This is a genomic window from Bacillota bacterium, assembly GCA_040757085.1.
Taxonomy (GTDB): domain Bacteria; phylum Bacillota; class Sulfobacillia; order JACIYH01; family JACIYH01; genus JACIYH01.
In genome coordinates this window covers 227,017-241,774 of sequence record JBFLXJ010000023.1, presented here as the reverse complement: position 1 = coordinate 241,774, position 14,758 = coordinate 227,017, and the positions used below count along the sequence as shown (strand labels likewise).

Annotated in this window: 15 protein-coding genes; all 15 read right to left on the bottom strand. The window is 67.6% G+C overall.

Annotated elements, in window-relative coordinates:
- Nucleotides 1-23: 23 nt before the first annotated feature.
- The 15 genes from AB1446_08805 to AB1446_08735 all read right to left on the bottom strand — a co-directional run bounded on the left by AB1446_08805 (nt 24) and on the right by AB1446_08735 (nt 14,724).
- On the bottom strand, nt 24-1,124 hold the full coding sequence (locus tag AB1446_08805; GenBank protein ID MEW6547002.1) for a hypothetical protein: 1,101 nt from the start codon (nt 1,122-1,124) through the stop codon (nt 24-26).
- Nucleotides 1,124-2,956 (bottom strand): glutamate mutase L, encoded by a 1,833-nt coding sequence (locus tag AB1446_08800; GenBank protein MEW6547001.1) that lies wholly within the window; start codon nt 2,954-2,956, stop codon nt 1,124-1,126. Before AB1446_08800 ends, AB1446_08805 begins: the two co-directional genes overlap by 1 nt.
- An 86-nt stretch (nt 2,957-3,042) precedes the next feature.
- Nucleotides 3,043-4,536: an ABC transporter permease gene (locus AB1446_08795; GenBank protein MEW6547000.1), complete on the bottom strand. Its 1,494-nt coding sequence runs from the start codon at nt 4,534-4,536 to the stop codon at nt 3,043-3,045.
- A 3-nt stretch (nt 4,537-4,539) separates the two neighbouring features.
- Nucleotides 4,540-5,955, bottom strand: a complete 1,416-nt coding sequence (locus AB1446_08790; protein MEW6546999.1) for an ABC transporter permease — start codon at nt 5,953-5,955, stop codon at nt 4,540-4,542.
- On the bottom strand, nt 5,945-6,643 hold the full coding sequence (locus AB1446_08785; GenBank protein MEW6546998.1) for an ABC transporter ATP-binding protein: 699 nt from the start codon (nt 6,641-6,643) through the stop codon (nt 5,945-5,947). The genes AB1446_08790 and AB1446_08785 overlap by 11 nt, the downstream gene beginning before the upstream one ends.
- 23 nt (nt 6,644-6,666) lie before the next feature.
- Nucleotides 6,667-7,794 (bottom strand): hypothetical protein, encoded by a 1,128-nt coding sequence (locus tag AB1446_08780; protein MEW6546997.1) that lies wholly within the window; start codon nt 7,792-7,794, stop codon nt 6,667-6,669.
- Nucleotides 7,795-7,825: 31 nt separating this feature from the next.
- Nucleotides 7,826-8,557 (bottom strand): ABC transporter ATP-binding protein, encoded by a 732-nt coding sequence (locus AB1446_08775; GenBank protein ID MEW6546996.1) that lies wholly within the window; start codon nt 8,555-8,557, stop codon nt 7,826-7,828.
- 135 nt (nt 8,558-8,692) lie between these two features.
- Nucleotides 8,693-9,295 carry a hypothetical protein gene (locus AB1446_08770; protein MEW6546995.1) on the bottom strand — a complete coding sequence of 201 codons (603 nt, stop codon included), beginning with the start codon at nt 9,293-9,295 and terminating at the stop codon, nt 8,693-8,695.
- Between the two features lie 30 nt (nt 9,296-9,325).
- Nucleotides 9,326-10,144 carry a hypothetical protein gene (locus tag AB1446_08765; GenBank protein ID MEW6546994.1) on the bottom strand — a complete coding sequence of 273 codons (819 nt, stop codon included), beginning with the start codon at nt 10,142-10,144 and terminating at the stop codon, nt 9,326-9,328.
- A gap of 30 nt (nt 10,145-10,174) precedes the next feature.
- The gene (locus AB1446_08760) at nt 10,175-10,795 is read right to left on the bottom strand and encodes a hypothetical protein (protein ID MEW6546993.1); all 621 of its coding nucleotides are present in this window, start codon (nt 10,793-10,795) and stop codon (nt 10,175-10,177) included.
- 27 nt (nt 10,796-10,822) lie between these two features.
- Complete coding sequence (locus tag AB1446_08755) at nt 10,823-11,635, bottom strand: DUF6754 domain-containing protein (GenBank protein ID MEW6546992.1); 813 nt, start codon at nt 11,633-11,635, stop codon at nt 10,823-10,825.
- Nucleotides 11,636-11,763: 128 nt separating this feature from the next.
- Nucleotides 11,764-12,009 carry a hypothetical protein gene (locus AB1446_08750; protein ID MEW6546991.1) on the bottom strand — a complete coding sequence of 82 codons (246 nt, stop codon included), beginning with the start codon at nt 12,007-12,009 and terminating at the stop codon, nt 11,764-11,766.
- A gap of 40 nt (nt 12,010-12,049) precedes the next feature.
- A complete protein-coding gene (gene guaB, locus AB1446_08745) occupies nt 12,050-13,558 on the bottom strand; it encodes an IMP dehydrogenase (GenBank protein MEW6546990.1) in 1,509 nt (502 codons plus the stop codon).
- Nucleotides 13,559-13,618: 60 nt separating this feature from the next.
- Nucleotides 13,619-14,062, bottom strand: coding sequence for a DMT family transporter (locus AB1446_08740; GenBank protein MEW6546989.1), 444 nt, complete (start codon nt 14,060-14,062; stop codon nt 13,619-13,621).
- Nucleotides 14,063-14,169: 107 nt separating this feature from the next.
- Nucleotides 14,170-14,724, bottom strand: coding sequence for a gamma carbonic anhydrase family protein (locus AB1446_08735; GenBank protein ID MEW6546988.1), 555 nt, complete (start codon nt 14,722-14,724; stop codon nt 14,170-14,172).
- Between the last annotated feature and the right edge of the window lie 34 nt (nt 14,725-14,758).

Here is a 14,758-nt window from a genome sequence, read left to right as displayed (position 1 = left end):
ATCAACTGGCCGTCCACACAGCGTCAGGGAGAGGGAGCGGGCTCGAGAGGGATGAGCACCTCGGGGCGGACAGCGCCCGCCCGCACCTGGGTGGTACCGTCCAGGGAAACCGTGCGACCCTGGTGGTACGCCAGTTCCCCGAAGAGACTGGAATCCATGGCCCGGCGCCCGAATCCGGACATCAGCACCACCGTGGGTCCCGGCTCCTGCCCGGTGATCCCCACCACCATCTCTTTGCCGGTGAAGGCGACCAGGTCACCCTGGTTGGCGCTGCCAGTTATGATCCCGCGCACCCCAACCTCCCGCGCCCGGCGCAGAGCATCCAGGGTCACGAGCGACCCGCCAAGCAGCACCCTCCCCGAGTCATCATCGCCGATCGACCCCACGTCCAGTACCTCCTCCGGACCGGAGACGGCCACCCGCAGCGCCCCGTAGGCCTGCCCCCCGATGCCGAATACCCCGGTGACCTCGTGGCCCAGGGCAGCGATGGCGGCTCCCCACTCGGGGAACACCTCCACCACCCGTCCCGCCAGGTAGGCATCCACCTCTGCGGGACGGTGGGGACGGCGGATGGCCAGCCCGCCCGTGCGGGCATCCACCTTTTCCACCACCCCGGACACCGGGGCATATACCCGGGCCGCCATGAGTCCTTCCAGGCCCTGAGCGATCAGTTCACCCGCCTGTACCTCGTCTCCCTCCTTGACCCGCAGGAAAGCCCGGATCCGCTCCGGGCGTACGTCCAGCCGGCGGGCTACATCCACCCACACCACGGGGGCAGCCTTGCGGGCGTCCTCCCGCACCAGCACCTGCCCGTGACCGGTCAGTATGGCCTCCACCACCCCGTCGCAGGGGCTGCGACATTCCCGCACGCCACCCAACCCTTTGTCCACCCGAGCCAGCACCTCGCCGGTCCCCACCCTTTCCCCGGGTACCTTCAGGACGTGTCGCCGTATTTCAGCCGGCTCAACCCCCAGCTCCCGGGCCACCTCCACCACGTAGGGCATCCCGGGCACCAGGGTGGCGCGCGCCACCACCGTGTGGGGCTCGACAATCTGGCCCGGCTCCGCCAGCACTTCCCCGGGAAAAGGAAGCCGCCGTTCCCGCCGGATCAGCGTCACCTGCATCAATTCCGACCCCCCTCGGCCCCGCGCCCCTGGCACGCTGTAAGAGCCTCCCTGGGATAGGCGTCCAGGAACTGCATGATGCCCAGCAGCCAGTCGCGGCGGGCAGCCTCGTCTTCGGGAGGGGAGAGGGGCCGTCCCCGGGCATCCAGGATCACGCCGTACTGGCCCCCTTCCAGCCGGGTACGCACCAGTTTCCCGGGTCCGGCCCCCACGTCCACCGCCCGGGCCGGGCGCAGTTCCACCTCCAGGACTTCCCCCCGGTACCAGGGGAAGATGCGGAAGTCTCCCTGGCGGATAATTTCCCGGCCCACCGTCCCCTGCCGACTCACTACCATTTCCGCGATTCGAGCGCCGGGGCGAGTCCGCGGTGCCACCGGGGCGATTACGGTGGCCAGGTGGACCAGACTCTCCTGGAGCAGGCGCAGGCCCAGTTCCGGGTCGGATTCGGCCAGGGCTCCCAGGTGGGGGAGCAGAAAGCCCCGGTCCCAATAAAGCTCCGTTACCCCCTCGGGCTGGAGCCCGTCCAGGAGGATGAGAAGTCCCTGCTGGGGCCGGGGGGCATGGGATATCACCCCACCGGCACCCACGATGGCGTCCACGGTGCGCATCTCCACCAGGGGAGCCCCGGACGATTTAGGCGAAAAGATGTCCGCGATGGTGCGCTGTAACTGGATCCCCTTGAGTTCCCTGGCCAGGCGCAGGTGCTCGCGAAAAGAAAGGCGCAGGGCTTCCCGGGCGAGGGCGTGTTCCACCATGAGTTCTTCCACGGTTTCGGGCAACACGGTGGGCCGGATCATCTTGTTCGCGATCCAGTTGCGCAATTCGTCCTCGCACACGGCAAAGGGCAGCCAGCGCGCCAGGTTGGCGAAGCTGGCCTGGGCGAAAACATGCGGGCTGCTGTAGGAAAGGCCCAGGTTGGCGGACACCGTGCGGTTGAACACTCCCCCCACCACGGAAAACACGTCGGTGGTGGCTCCTCCGATGTCCACCGCCAGCACATTGCCCCGCCATTTCTCCGCCAGAAGGCGCACGGCCGTGCCGACCGCCACCGGAGTGGGGAGGATCCTGCCCCCCGTCCACTCCAGGAGCCGGGGATACCCGGGGGCATGCTTCATCACATGTTCCAGAAAGAGCCGGAGGATTTCCTGTCGCGCCGGCTCCGGTTCCTCCCTCTCCAGCACGGGGCGCAGGTTGGACACCATGGAGACGACGAAATGCTCGCCCAGTTGCTCCTGCACGTGGGGGCGGGCGCGCACGTTTCCCGCGTACACCACGGGCAGGCGGTAACCTTCCCCGAACCGGGGCCGGGGCTGGGCCGCCCGCAGGCACTCGGCCAGGGCTACCACGTGGGACACCCCGCCCCCGTCCGTACCTCCGGACAGGAGTACCATGTCGGGACGGACGGCACGGACGGCGTGCACCTTCTCCACGGGCGAGCGCCCGTCGTCGATGGCGAGCACGTCCACCACGATGGCACCTGCTCCCAGGGCAGCCCGCTCGGCGCTCTCTGCCGTGAGCTCGCGCATCACGCCCGCCACCAGCATCTGCAGTCCGCCCCCCGCGCTGGAACTGGCCGCCACCACGTCCACCCCCCGGTCACCCTGGCGGGGGCGGATCAATTCGCCCCTCTCGTCCAGCAGAACGCGCCCCGTGACCTGCCCGAGCCGGCGCAGGCTCTCCCTCACCCCCACCATTACGTCCTCCAGGGGGGCTTCCACCGTGGTGGGGGCATTGGCCTGCCCGGCCAGACGCCATCCCTCCGGCCCCTCTTCAAAGAGGGTGGCTTTGGTGGTGGTGCTCCCCACGTCCAGACCCAGGATCAAACGGCTCACGCCCCCACCTCCATCCCTGAAGCTCCCGTGCCGCGCTTTTGACGGGCCCTCGACGGCGCCCACCCCGAAACCGACAGGGGCGGGGGTCAGAGGCCCTTGAGGAGGTCCACCGGGCTGCGCCGCAGGGCACGCCAGGCCGGGATGAGGCCAAACAGCACGCCCATGAGGGCGGAAAGCAACAACACCTGGACCAGGTGATCCAGCGTGCGCACCGCCACCTCCAGCCAGGGCATGCGGTTGGATACCAGGTTCCAGGTGCCCAGCAGGTGGATGAAGCCAAAGGCCACCCCGCTCCCGACCAGGCTCACCGCCAGGCACTCGCCCAGCACCATGGCCATAACCTCGTGCCCGCGCGCCCCCAGGGCCCGCAGCACGCCGATTTCCTCCTGCCGACCCGACACCAGCACCAGCATGTTCACCGCTACCAGCATCCCCGCCACCGCGTACACGAGGTAGAGCCCCGACCGGCCCGGATCCACGGGGATGACGGCCTGGGGGGGCGGCGGAGGGGCAACCGTTCCCTTTCCCGCCAGCCTAATTCCCCCTGCCCCGGCGTAGGGCAGGCCGACGAGCCCGCGGCGCCACTCCTCCGGGAGGACCAGCCCGTCACCGACCCCCTCGTGGAGCAACCGCGGGACACTTACTGCCGCCCACTGGGGGTAACGCCGCCCCAGGGCGGCCGCTACCTCCTCCAGGTATGCCACCGAGGTCAGGCGCACCAGGGCGGCCGGTGCCCGGTCCAGTTCCCGGCCGGTCACCTCCCGGTAAATGCCCTCCAGGGTGCGGGCGGGTACGAAGATTTCCCCGGGCTGCCACGATACCGGCACGGTGACCGGCGTGTCTCCCTCTCGGCTCACCGTGACCACCCGCCCGGGCAGCTTAAGCACGCCCACCACCTGGAACCGGTACTCCCGGCCCCCGCGGTCGTCAGCCCGCAGGTCCTCGCCATCCTGGCGCAAGGCCGGCACCCACACCGTCAGCGTGTCACCCACCCGTGCAGCACCCGAGAACACCACCGCCACCGGGCGTCCCTCGTCACCGGGCTCCAGGTAGCGCCCCTCCAACACCATTTCCTCACACCGCCACCAGGCCAGGTCCTTCACCACATCCCTCCCCCGGAGGGCCACCGGTTCACCCAACCATGCCACCCGGCCCTGCTCGTCTACCACCTGCCGGATCAGCCGCGCCGGCAGCAGCCAGTAGGGCACCACGCCCTCGACCGCCTCTCCCGTCACGGCAGCGAGCTCCCCGGCTTCGACGAGCCCGGGCATATCGGCAGGCGCGACAAATCCCCGGGTGAAGGCCCCCGGCTGGAAATAGCCCAGGGGAAAGATCAGGTCGGGGTTCGCCTTTTGCAGCCTCATCTCACCGCCCCGATCCGCGAACCAGTAGCGGGCCGGAAACAGGACGATGTCTCCCCCCAGCACGAAGCGGTACTCCAGCCCGGCTGCCGCAGGGTACCCCGTCCCCAGGGAGAGAGAAGCGGTGAAAACCGCCGCTGCCAGCCCCACCCCAATGAGGGCAACCGCACTGCGGGAGAGGTTGCGCCAGGCGTTCACGAACCCAAGCAGCAGGAACACGTCTCACCCACCCCCACCGCGCTGCCCGCCACCCGGAGGCGGCACGTCGCCCACCGGGCGGCCGAAGCCCCTGGAGGGAATGCCGCCTGCCTGGTGTTGGCCCCGCGCCGCGCCGCTTACCTGCGGCCAGGCCGGCCGAGGGGTGCCGATGCGCTGGTGCCACAGGCGGATGGTACGTCCGTGCAGGAGTTCGCTCACCGTGGCGGCCCGCGCCATAGCCGCCGGTCCCGCCGCGGCCAGGGTCGCCGTCACCAGCACCGCCAGCGCTGCGCCCAGCACCATCCCCGAGGAGATGATCAGCGACGCTCCCCCAGGTCCCCCCAGCCAGGGTCGCATCAGGACCGCCCCGGCCCAACCCAGCCCGCATCCCAGGAGGCCAGCGGCCAGGGCCTCCAGAGTGAGGATGCGACCGATTTCCCGGCCAGGGATGCCCACCGCTTTCAAGATGGCCAGTTCCCGGCGGCGGTCGAGCACGGCCAGCAGGGTGCTGGCGAACACACCCAGGCCGGCAAAGACGAACAGCAGGGGGAACAGGGACTGCACCGGCCCGTACATGTGCCAGGTGAGAGCGGCCACCATTTCCCGTGGCGTCTCCGCCTGCACGATTTCGTACACCTGATATTCCGAATTGTTAAGAATCCGCCAGAAGAGGGCGGCATCTGCCTCTTCCCGGAAACTGACCAGGAGCGTATTCGCGTAGGGCCAGGCTACCTCTCCCTTTTCCCGCAATTCCCCGGCATAATCGCGCTCCTCCAGATCACCCAGGGGCAACAGGGGCACGGCCAGAACGGGATCGATTCCGCTGTATATTCCCGCTACCCGGCACGTCTGAACGCGCAAAAAGCCTGTGCCGGGATCGATGAACCCCAGTTCTATCTCGTCTCCCACCCCCACGCCGGCCCGCCCGGCCCACTGGGCAGGCAGTCCGACCTCTCCCGTCCCCCGGGGGGGCCCGCCGGCTTCCCACGCCAGGGCAGAGACCAAACGCCCGCCGGGCACCACGTACCACACTTCCCCCTGCCCCAGGGGACCCGTGAGGAGGGGCACCGCTGCCGCCCCCTCCATCCAGGCCACATTCGCCTTTTGCACTGCCCGGGCCAGATCCCCCCCGAACACGCTGTCGTAGCGGTAGGTGGGAGGGATGTTGTTCTCGGGCTGACCGGGGTCCACCAGCACCCGTACCGCCGGCGGTACCCGCAGCACCAGGTCGCAGGGAAGGCGGATACGAGGGCATTCCCGTCCCAGCAGCCGCCCGTGGGCGGAAATATAGGCGAGGCTCAGCACCAGCACCGCCATGCCCGCCCCCAGCACAAGGGCGGTCAGCAGGTACCGCCACCACCAGCGGCACAGGTTGCCCAGCGCCAGCCCGATTTCTTCCCCCAGGTTAGCCGTCATCGGGTAATCCGGCCTACGGTGCATCCCCGTCCCCCCCGGAGGCAGGGCCGTACAGCCGCCCGTCCCGCATGTCCAGGACCCGCGAGGCGTACGGCAGGAAGGTTTCCCGGTGGTGGGTTACCACCAGGAAGGCTATCCCTTCCCGGCGGAAACGATCGAAGAGAGCCGCTATGGCCCGGCCGGAAGCGGCATCCAGGTTGCCGGTGGGCTCGTCGGCCAGCACCACCAGGGGCCGGTTGGCCAGGGCCCGGGCCACTGCCACGCGCTGCTGCTCGCCTCCGGAAAGCTCCCCGGGCAGGTGCTGGGCCCGGGCAGCCAGTCCCACGCTCTCCAGCAGTTCCATGGCCCGCCTGCGGGCCGCCCGCCCCCTCACCCCCGCCATCCGCAGGGGTAGGGCCACATTTTCCCAGGCCCGCAGGTGGGAGATCAGGTGAAACCCCTGAAACACGAAACCTATGTATCGCCGCCGCAGCCGGGCCAGACCTCCAGGCCCCAGGCGGGAGTACGCGCGACCCTGCAGGTACACCTCGCCGCCGGTGGGACGGTCCATGGCCCCCAGGAGGGAGAGCAGGGTGGTCTTGCCGCAGCCAGAAGGACCCGCCACCACCACCAGTTCGCCCGCGGCGACAGCCAGGTCCACATCCCTTACCGCCCATATTTCCTCTCCCAGCATGTATCTGCGCGACAGACCCCGCGCCTCAAGTACGGCCACCGCCGCCCCACCCCCGCGCTCGGCTACCCGGGCAGCAACTCCAGGTTGGACAGGGGCACGATCACCAGGCTTCCATCGTTCAACCTGACCCGGGCGGCTGGCACCGGCACCTCGGTCGGGAGCACCACCGGCTCGGGTAAGACCTCCACCACCGTGCCTTCCTGCCCGGCCCGACGCAGGCCTGTCAGGCACACTCTGGCCCCCGGCACCACATCGGCCCGGCATCCACGGGCCACCTGTCCCCCGGTCGCGAATGTCATCTCCGTCTTACCGTGGTCAGGCCCGGTCCCGCTCCGGGCCCCCGCAATGCCCACCCAGGGAGGAGTGCATTCCTCCCCGCTCACGTAACACCACTTGTCCTGGGCCGCGACGAGAGCGCCGTAATCGTCCCGGGAGAGCGGCACCGGGCCGAATCCTCCCATGGTGACCAGGCTCAGGGGCAGGCCATCCTGGTCCTGCCACAGCGGCTCTCCCGCCGCCCCCCGCGGGCCCTCGTACACCCGGGCCAGGTACTCGTCCGGGGACATGCCGGCCCGCACCCTCTGGAGCCACTCCACCGCCGCCTGCGCCACCCCGCCCAGGACGAGGGCCGCCACTCCCAGCGCAAATGCCCGCTCTACGGCTTCCCGGTCCGCCCAGCCCCCGGCCACCACCCGCCCCGTATGCTCATGACCCAGCCGGGCGGGAGAGACTTCGCCATTGGGTAGCACCACCAGGTCTCCTCCCCGGGCCGGTCCCCAGGCGGCTCTCCCCAGCAGAGGGATACCCTCCGCAGAAATGACGGCACGGTCACCTCTGACCTCTTCCACCCGGCCCCTGACCAGGGCCTTCACCGCGGGCGGGAAGGGCTGCACCATGACCCGGCCGCTTTCAATGGCCACCACCTCGCCGTCCACCGGGGAAACGAATTCCCGGTAACCCAGCCCAAACATGAAAGAATAGAAGGCCAGGGGCTCCCCCCGCGCCACCCGGTCACCCACCTGGTGCAGGAGGGTGGCGACCGTCTGCCCCTGGTCCGTCTCCAGCAGCACCGCCCGGGGCGGGGGGGCAGGCCGGTAGCCCACCACGCTGGCCGGCTCCACGTCGTCCCCGGGGCGGCAGACCGCCCGACCGCCCGCACCCCACACCCTCTCCACCCGCATCACCGGCACCACCTGACCTCCTCAACCCACCCAACAGCTCCTAAACCCCGACCCCGCCAGCCATTTCACCGTCCCGCGCCCCTCCGGTTCGACCGGCCGGGCCCGCGATGGTGCCGTCCCGCATGACCAGCACCCGAGTCGCCCTCTCCACCAGCGCGCGGTCGTGGCTGACCACCACCAGGGTACGCCCCCGCCGGTTGATCTGCTCGAACAAGTCCGCCACCTGGGCGGCGGTGCGGGAGTCCAGGTTCCCGGTCGGTTCATCGGCCAGCACCAGGTCGGGATCACCCGCCACGGCGCGGGCGATGGCCACCCGCTGCTGCTCCCCTCCGGAGAGCTCACCGGGCCGGTGCCGCCAGCGGGCTCCCAGGCCCACTTCTTCCAGGATCTCGCGGGCGCGCCGGGTGGCCCGGTCCCGGTTCCATCCCCGGAAGCGCAGGGGCAGGGCCACGTTTTCCACGGCGTTGAGGTGGGGCAGCAGGTTGGAGAACTGGAACACGTATCCTATGCGCTGCCTGCGGAGGGCGGACAAGTCGTCTTCGGACAGGCTACCGTAGGCTACGTCACCCAGTACCACCTCGCCTGCGGAGGGACGGTCCATCCCCGCCAGGATGTTAAGCAGGGTGGTCTTGCCACAACCCGAAGGCCCGGTGATGACGAGCAACTCACCCGCTGCCACCGCCAGGCTGACCCCGGCCAGGGCGTGCACCACGCGCCGCCCCTGAACGAACACCCGGCGCAGGTTCACCCCCCGCAGCAGCAAGTCAGGCACCTGAGCACCTCCTCGATGTCCGTGCCGCCCCTCTCGCAGACCGACCCATGCTTCCCCTGCGCACAGTCGCGCGCGAAGGGCGCACATGAGCAAAGGGGCCGCCCGTCACCGGGCGGCCCCTGCCAGGTTCTCCCGTCAGCCTCCCAACCCCAGCCAGGTGTTGAAGATGAGCTTCATGCGGGGATAAAGCAGGTTGTAGCGGTACAGGATGGTGTTGCCGAATGAGGCACCCAGGGCGATCATGATGGCCCACTTGCCCACCGTGCTCAGGCCCTTCATACCGCGGCTCTCCTTGCTCACGGTGAAGAAGAAGTAGGCCAGCGAGGTGAGGACGAACAGCCACAGGATAAGGTTGTTGAAGCTGTTCAGGCTGACGAAGCTGGCCCTGATCTGCCCCAGCAAAGGCTTGATGTCGAAACCCAGCGAGTAGCCGGCGCCATATCCGATCATGTAGGCCATGGCGTACCGGCCCAGCCAGCCCCATCCGGGGATGAACCGGGTGTACAGCAGGATGCCCAGGATGAGCGGGATCAGGAAGGACCACTGCCCTTCCTTGATCATCTTGTCGGCGATGAAGGGCTTGATGTAGTTGTGGTAGCCGTAGGCGATGCTGTACCCGGTGTAACCGGCCACGATGGCGTACTCGAAGATACGCCAGAACCAGTTTTCCTTGTACAGGTAAGTCAGGACGCCGATGGTGCATATCACCTGCAACCAGACACCCACGTCGGTGGACATGAATTCACCTCCTTACCTGCCCAGCCTCGCCTAACGGCTCCGGGTGGTCAAGTAAATGACGTTGCCCAGGATGATGAGCAGGCCCACCAGGCCCGCGGCCAGGGTCTGCCCGTCCATGGCCCGCACCGCCGCCGCTGGCTTCCCCACCAGTTGTTCGTACTCGGCCGCGCCCCGCAGGCCGGGGATCATGCCCTTATACTGCCCCGAATGGACGAACTGCATGGAGTCGGCCACCGACATCTGGATCTGGCCCACGCCCATGGGCACGCCCTTGACCTCGGTGACGATGGCCAGGTACTGGGGGGCGCCAGGAGAACCGGCCGGGAAGTCGATGATGAATGCCACGTACGGCTTATCGAGGGCTTTCACTTCCCGGGTGAGCGGGAACTCGTCCAGTGACTTGCCCTGATAATCGACCCCCGCAGCCGCCTCCTTGATGCTGGAAGTCATGAGCCGCAAGTTGGTATCACCACCGGGCTTGAACCCGAGGTCCACCCAGTCCTTACCGTACTCCTTGTTATACTCCTTCATCAGCTTCTGGATGATGTTTCTTCCCAGGGTCCCCTGGGTGTTCCACATGGTGTACGTGATGATGCGGAGGTTCTTGCGGAAAGCGTGATGGACCACGGCTTCCAGCTGGGGATTCAGTTCTCCGGCCACGCTGGGCCCGTAGTCAAGCCCCAGCCAGAGCACCGACCCGGGGGGGAGCTTGTCGACGTAGTCGTACATGGCCTTGGTCATGGGGGTAACACGCACGGGCAATCCCAAGGGGAAGATCACCACGATGGCGATCAGGACGAACACTGCCAGAAATATCCACCGCCGGTCCAGATCTACCAGTGCCCTCACGGTAATGCACCTCCTCTCCCGGCAGCACTGTTACCGCGCGCCACCCAGGTACGCCCGCTCCAGGCCCAGCATCACGCGCAGGGCCGCCGCCAGCGTACCCAGATAGATACCGATGGTGATGCCCCGCTGCCCACCAGCGTTGGGGTAGCTCAGCAGCCAGTCCTTGAAAGCCCCCCAGCCCGGGATGATGAGGTCGCCCAGGGGCGACACGCCCAGGAGGACGATAAAGGCCGTGAGCAGCATCAGGGTGGCCTCCAGCGTCCTGGCCCGGAAGGCCCGGAAAGAAGCCGAGGTGATGTAAAACGCCAGCAGGGCGAACACGGTAGAGTCGATGGGGGTGATGAAGTTCTTGAAAACCCAGTCCGCCTGGGGGCCGTCCACGGTCTGGATAAGAGCAAGGATCATGTAGCCCCACATGAACAGGAGCAGCCAGATGCTGTAGGCCCAGTTGGGACGCCGCTTGACCACCGCCATCACGTGGATACGGGTCAGGTTGACCAGGCCGAGGCCCATGGCCAGGTAATACAGCAGGTTATTCCATTTGTCAAACATGTCCATCCATTCGAGCTTGTTGATCGGGAAGATATACATGGACAGGACCACGACCGCGGCCATGACGATGCATATGATGGTCGGCAACTCTTTACGCATTCCCACACCTCCCTTCTCGGGCCAGCCCTACTTGCTGAAGATGCTGGTGATGACGTTGGCCTTCCCCTGGATCAGCTGGAATATGGTACCGACGATGATCACGGCGAAGAAGCCAATGCGCATCCAGTCCTGGGAGACCACGGTCCCGTACAGCACGGGTTCCTTGGACAGGTACGCCGAGGCCGCGTACATCTCCTCGCCGATCAGGGCGTAGTCGCAGGCGGCCACGAAGAAGGGGATCTGGTGCATGTTCGCGGTGGCCCCGATCTGGATGGACCCGGTGCGGTTTCCCTCCTCGGCGAAGATCAGGGACTCCGCCCAGAAGGCACCGAACAGGATGTTGGCCGCGGGCCGCTCCCGATGGTAGATACCGAGCACCCCCGAGCAGTACCCGAACTGCCAGTCCGAGAGGAACCTGACGTCGTCCGGGTTGTAAGCGTCGGGCCGCCCGGCCTCCAGGTAGGACTGCCGGATGATCTCCTCGGCGATGGGCAGCACGATGGGGTCAGCGCAGGTGAAGATGAAGCGGGTGTCGTACTGGGCCGTACGCTTGGCCACGTGGCCGAGCATGGCGTAAGAAGCGATGGTCTGCATGTTGGAAGATCCAGCGATGCCGGGCACGTAGTTCACCGGGCGCCCCATCTCCGTTGCGCGGCCGATGGCCTCGTCCAGCGCTTCCAGGCCCGCGATCTTGCGGATGGTGGGGATGGGCAACCCCGCCCGGGCCCGCTGGATGAAGAAGTAAACCAGGATAGCGTAGATGATGAAGATGATGAGCGCTACAAAGGAGCCTTTTACGAAGATGCCGAGGTACGGTTCCGCCGCCAGCTGGTAATACACGAGCTGTTCACCTCCTTGCCGTTGTTAACCTGGGCCGACTCCTCGCCGGCACCCGCGTAGGAAGATGCCGGCTCCACATACCCCTTATTCAACGTCGTATGGAAAATTCCTGCCGCAGCAGTTCCCGGTCACAAGCGGATCTCATAAAGCAAGAACCATTCGCTCCAATTCTTCTTCCCGTTGCAGCCCAGGGTCACGGCCCGCCTCAGCACCCACTCCAGGTTTCCGGGCAGGCTGTACGCCAGGCACCCCAGCCCGCCCCAGGACGTGAGCAGGCGGACCACCCTGGCACCCAGGGAGCAGCACTCCTCGATCTGGAAGCGGGCGAACTCGGTGCCCAGCCCCCGCCCCTGCAGGTCGGGATCAATACGCATCCCGCCCAGATAGGCCTCTCCCGGCCGTACGAACCGGATGCTAACCCGGTAGGGTGTAGTTGGGCGCCTCCCGGGTGATCTGCACGTCGTGGGGGTGACTTTCCCTCAGCCCGGCCATGGTCACCCGGATGAACCTGCCCTTTTCCTGCAACTCGGGTATGCTGCGGGCTCCACAGTAACCCATGCCCGCCCGCAGTCCCCCCACGAGCTGGTACACCGTCTCCGCCAGGGGACCCCGGTAGGGTACGCGACCCTCGATACCCTCGGGCACCAGCTTGGGCATCTCTTCCTGGAAGTAGCGGTCGGCGGAGCCATCCCGCATGGCCCCCAGGGAACCCATCCCCCGGTACACCTTGAAGCTCCGCCCCTGGTATATCTCCATCTCCCCCGGGCTCTCTTCGGTCCCGGCGAACAGGCTCCCCACCATGACGGCATTGGCCCCCGCCGCCAGGGCCTTGGTGATGTCCCCCGACCAGCGCACGCCCCCGTCCGCCACAACGGGGATCCCGGCCGGGCGGGCTTCCCGGGCCGCTTCCCAAATGGCGGTCAACTGGGGAACGCCGATCCCGGCCACCACCCGGGTGGTGCAGATGGAACCGGGGCCCACGCCCACCTTCACCGCGTCCGCCCCGGCCTCTATGAGGGCCCGGGCACCCGCCCCCGTGGCCACGTTCCCGCCCATTACCTCGCACCTGAAGTTTCGCTTGATCTGCCGTACCGTGTCCAGCACCCCGCGGGAGTGGCCGTGGGCGGAATCCACCACGATGATGTCCACTCCCGCCGCCAGCAGGGCTTCCACGCGGCTGAGGGTATCGGCCGAGACACCCACCGCCGCCCCCACCAGCAGCCGGCCCCGCGCGTCCTTGGCGGCATTAGGGTACTTGCGGGCCTTCTCTATGTCCTTGATGGTGATGAGCCCGCGCAGGCGGAAGCCGGCATCCACCAGGGGCAGCTTTTCCACCTTGTGGCGGGCCAGGATGTGCCTGGCCTCCTCCAGGCTGGTGCCCACCGGCGCAGTCACCAGGTTTTCTTTCGTCATCACGTTAGCGATGGGCTGATCCAGGTTTTCCTCGAACCTGACGTCGCGGTTGGTGATGATGCCCACCAGTTTCATGCCATCGGCCACGATGGGGACACCCGAGATGTGGTAGCGTGCCATCATCTCCATGGCTTCCCGCACGGTATTGTGGGGGGCCAGGTAGAAAGGATCGGTGATGACCCCGTGCTCGGATCGCTTAACCTTGTCCACCTCGGCCGCCTGGCGCTCCACGGACATGTTCTTGTGGATGATGCCGATACCGCCTTCGCGGGCGATGGCGATGGCCATGCGCGCTTCGGTCACGGTATCCATCGCCGCACTGAGCAGCGGGATGTTGAGGCGGATGTTCCGGGAGAGAAAAGTGGAAACATCCACATCCCGCGGCAGAACCTCCGACGCCGCGGGAACCAGCAATACGTCATCGAAGGCCAGTCCTTCCGGCCCGAACTTCTGGCGGAATTCCTCTTCCCGGGAACGACCCGTCACTTCTTCCCAGGCGCGATCTGTCACTGGGGACCCTCCCCGCTGGTTTTGCACCAGTATAGCGCACCTGCGGGGACAGGGGAACCACTACCGGCCGGGGGTGGCGGCCTTGACCAGCCAGGCACCTGCGAGCAGCAGTCCCGCTCCCAGAAGACGGACCCAGGTGACAGGGGCTCTGGGCACGCCCAAAAGGCCGAAATGATCAAAGATGAGGGCGGCGATCAACTGGGCGGTCAGCACCACCGCCACCGCCAGGCCTGCCCCCGTGCGGGGCACGGTGAAGGCCATGGTGAACACGATGAATACCCCCAGCAGGCCGCCCGTCCACAGCACCAGGGGCACGCCCAACATGGCGCCCAGGTGGCGGAGCGAGCCGGCCCCCAGCAGCACCAGGCCGCTGGCGGCCAGTCCCACCGCCTGCACCACGAAGGTGGCGGCCACCAGCCCCACCGCCTTCGAAAGCGCCCCGTTCACAGCCGCATGTACGGTCATGGCCGCCCCGCTAAGGGCGGCGGCCACCAGGGCCATCATCTGCAAAGAACCCCACCCGCCCACCGGCCCAGGCCGGGGGTACTCACGCCGGGCGCTCCCCATCCCCGCCCTGGTAGAGTTCCCTCACCCGCTCGCCCGCAATGCGGTCACGGGGGCGAGTTCGCCTGCTCGCGGTAAATGCGGGTGAGTTCCACGTAGCGGGCGGCCGAATAGGCGATCTGGGCCGCATCCCCTTCCCCCGCCGGGCGCACGACCTTGCCGGGCACCCCCAGCACCACGCTTCCCGGCGGTATCTCCTTCCCGGGGGGCACCAGGGTGCCTGCCCCCACCAAAGACCCCCTGCCGACGCGGGCACCATCCAGCACGATGGCTCCCATGCCGATCAGGCAATCATCTTCCACCGTGCAGGCGTGCAGGATGGCACCGTGCCCGACCGTAACCCGGTCACCCACCTCCACCGGGTGCTCCCCCGTGGGGTGCAGCACGGCACCCTCCTGGATGTTGGACTCCCGGCCCACCCGCACGTAGTTCTCATCCCCGCGCAGGCAGGCCCCGTACCAGACCGAGGAGTCCGCCCCCACGATCACGTTCCCGATCAGCTGGGCTCCCGGCGCCACGAAAACCGTGGGATCCACCACCGGCGCACCAAACGGCCACCGGGTCTGCCCGGCACCACCTGCCAGCGCATCCCCGCCCGTCAACCTGCCACCCCCCATTCTCCATGCACACTCACAG

What these genes read in the sequence shown, in the direction of transcription:
- AB1446_08760 (MEW6546993.1), bottom strand. Translation starts at nt 10,795, where the DNA reads ATGCGTAAAGAGTTGCCGACCATCATATGCATCGTCATGGCCGCGGTC.
- AB1446_08750 (MEW6546991.1), bottom strand. Translation starts at nt 12,009, where the DNA reads ATGCGTATTGATCCCGACCTGCAGGGGCGGGGGCTGGGCACCGAGTTC.
- AB1446_08740 (MEW6546989.1), bottom strand. Translation starts at nt 14,062, where the DNA reads ATGATGGCCCTGGTGGCCGCCGCCCTTAGCGGGGCGGCCATGACCGTA.
- AB1446_08790 (MEW6546999.1), bottom strand. Translation starts at nt 5,955, where the DNA reads ATGCACCGTAGGCCGGATTACCCGATGACGGCTAACCTGGGGGAAGAA.
- AB1446_08805 (MEW6547002.1), bottom strand. Translation starts at nt 1,124, where the DNA reads ATGCAGGTGACGCTGATCCGGCGGGAACGGCGGCTTCCTTTTCCCGGG.
- AB1446_08770 (MEW6546995.1), bottom strand. Translation starts at nt 9,295, where the DNA reads ATGTCCACCGACGTGGGTGTCTGGTTGCAGGTGATATGCACCATCGGC.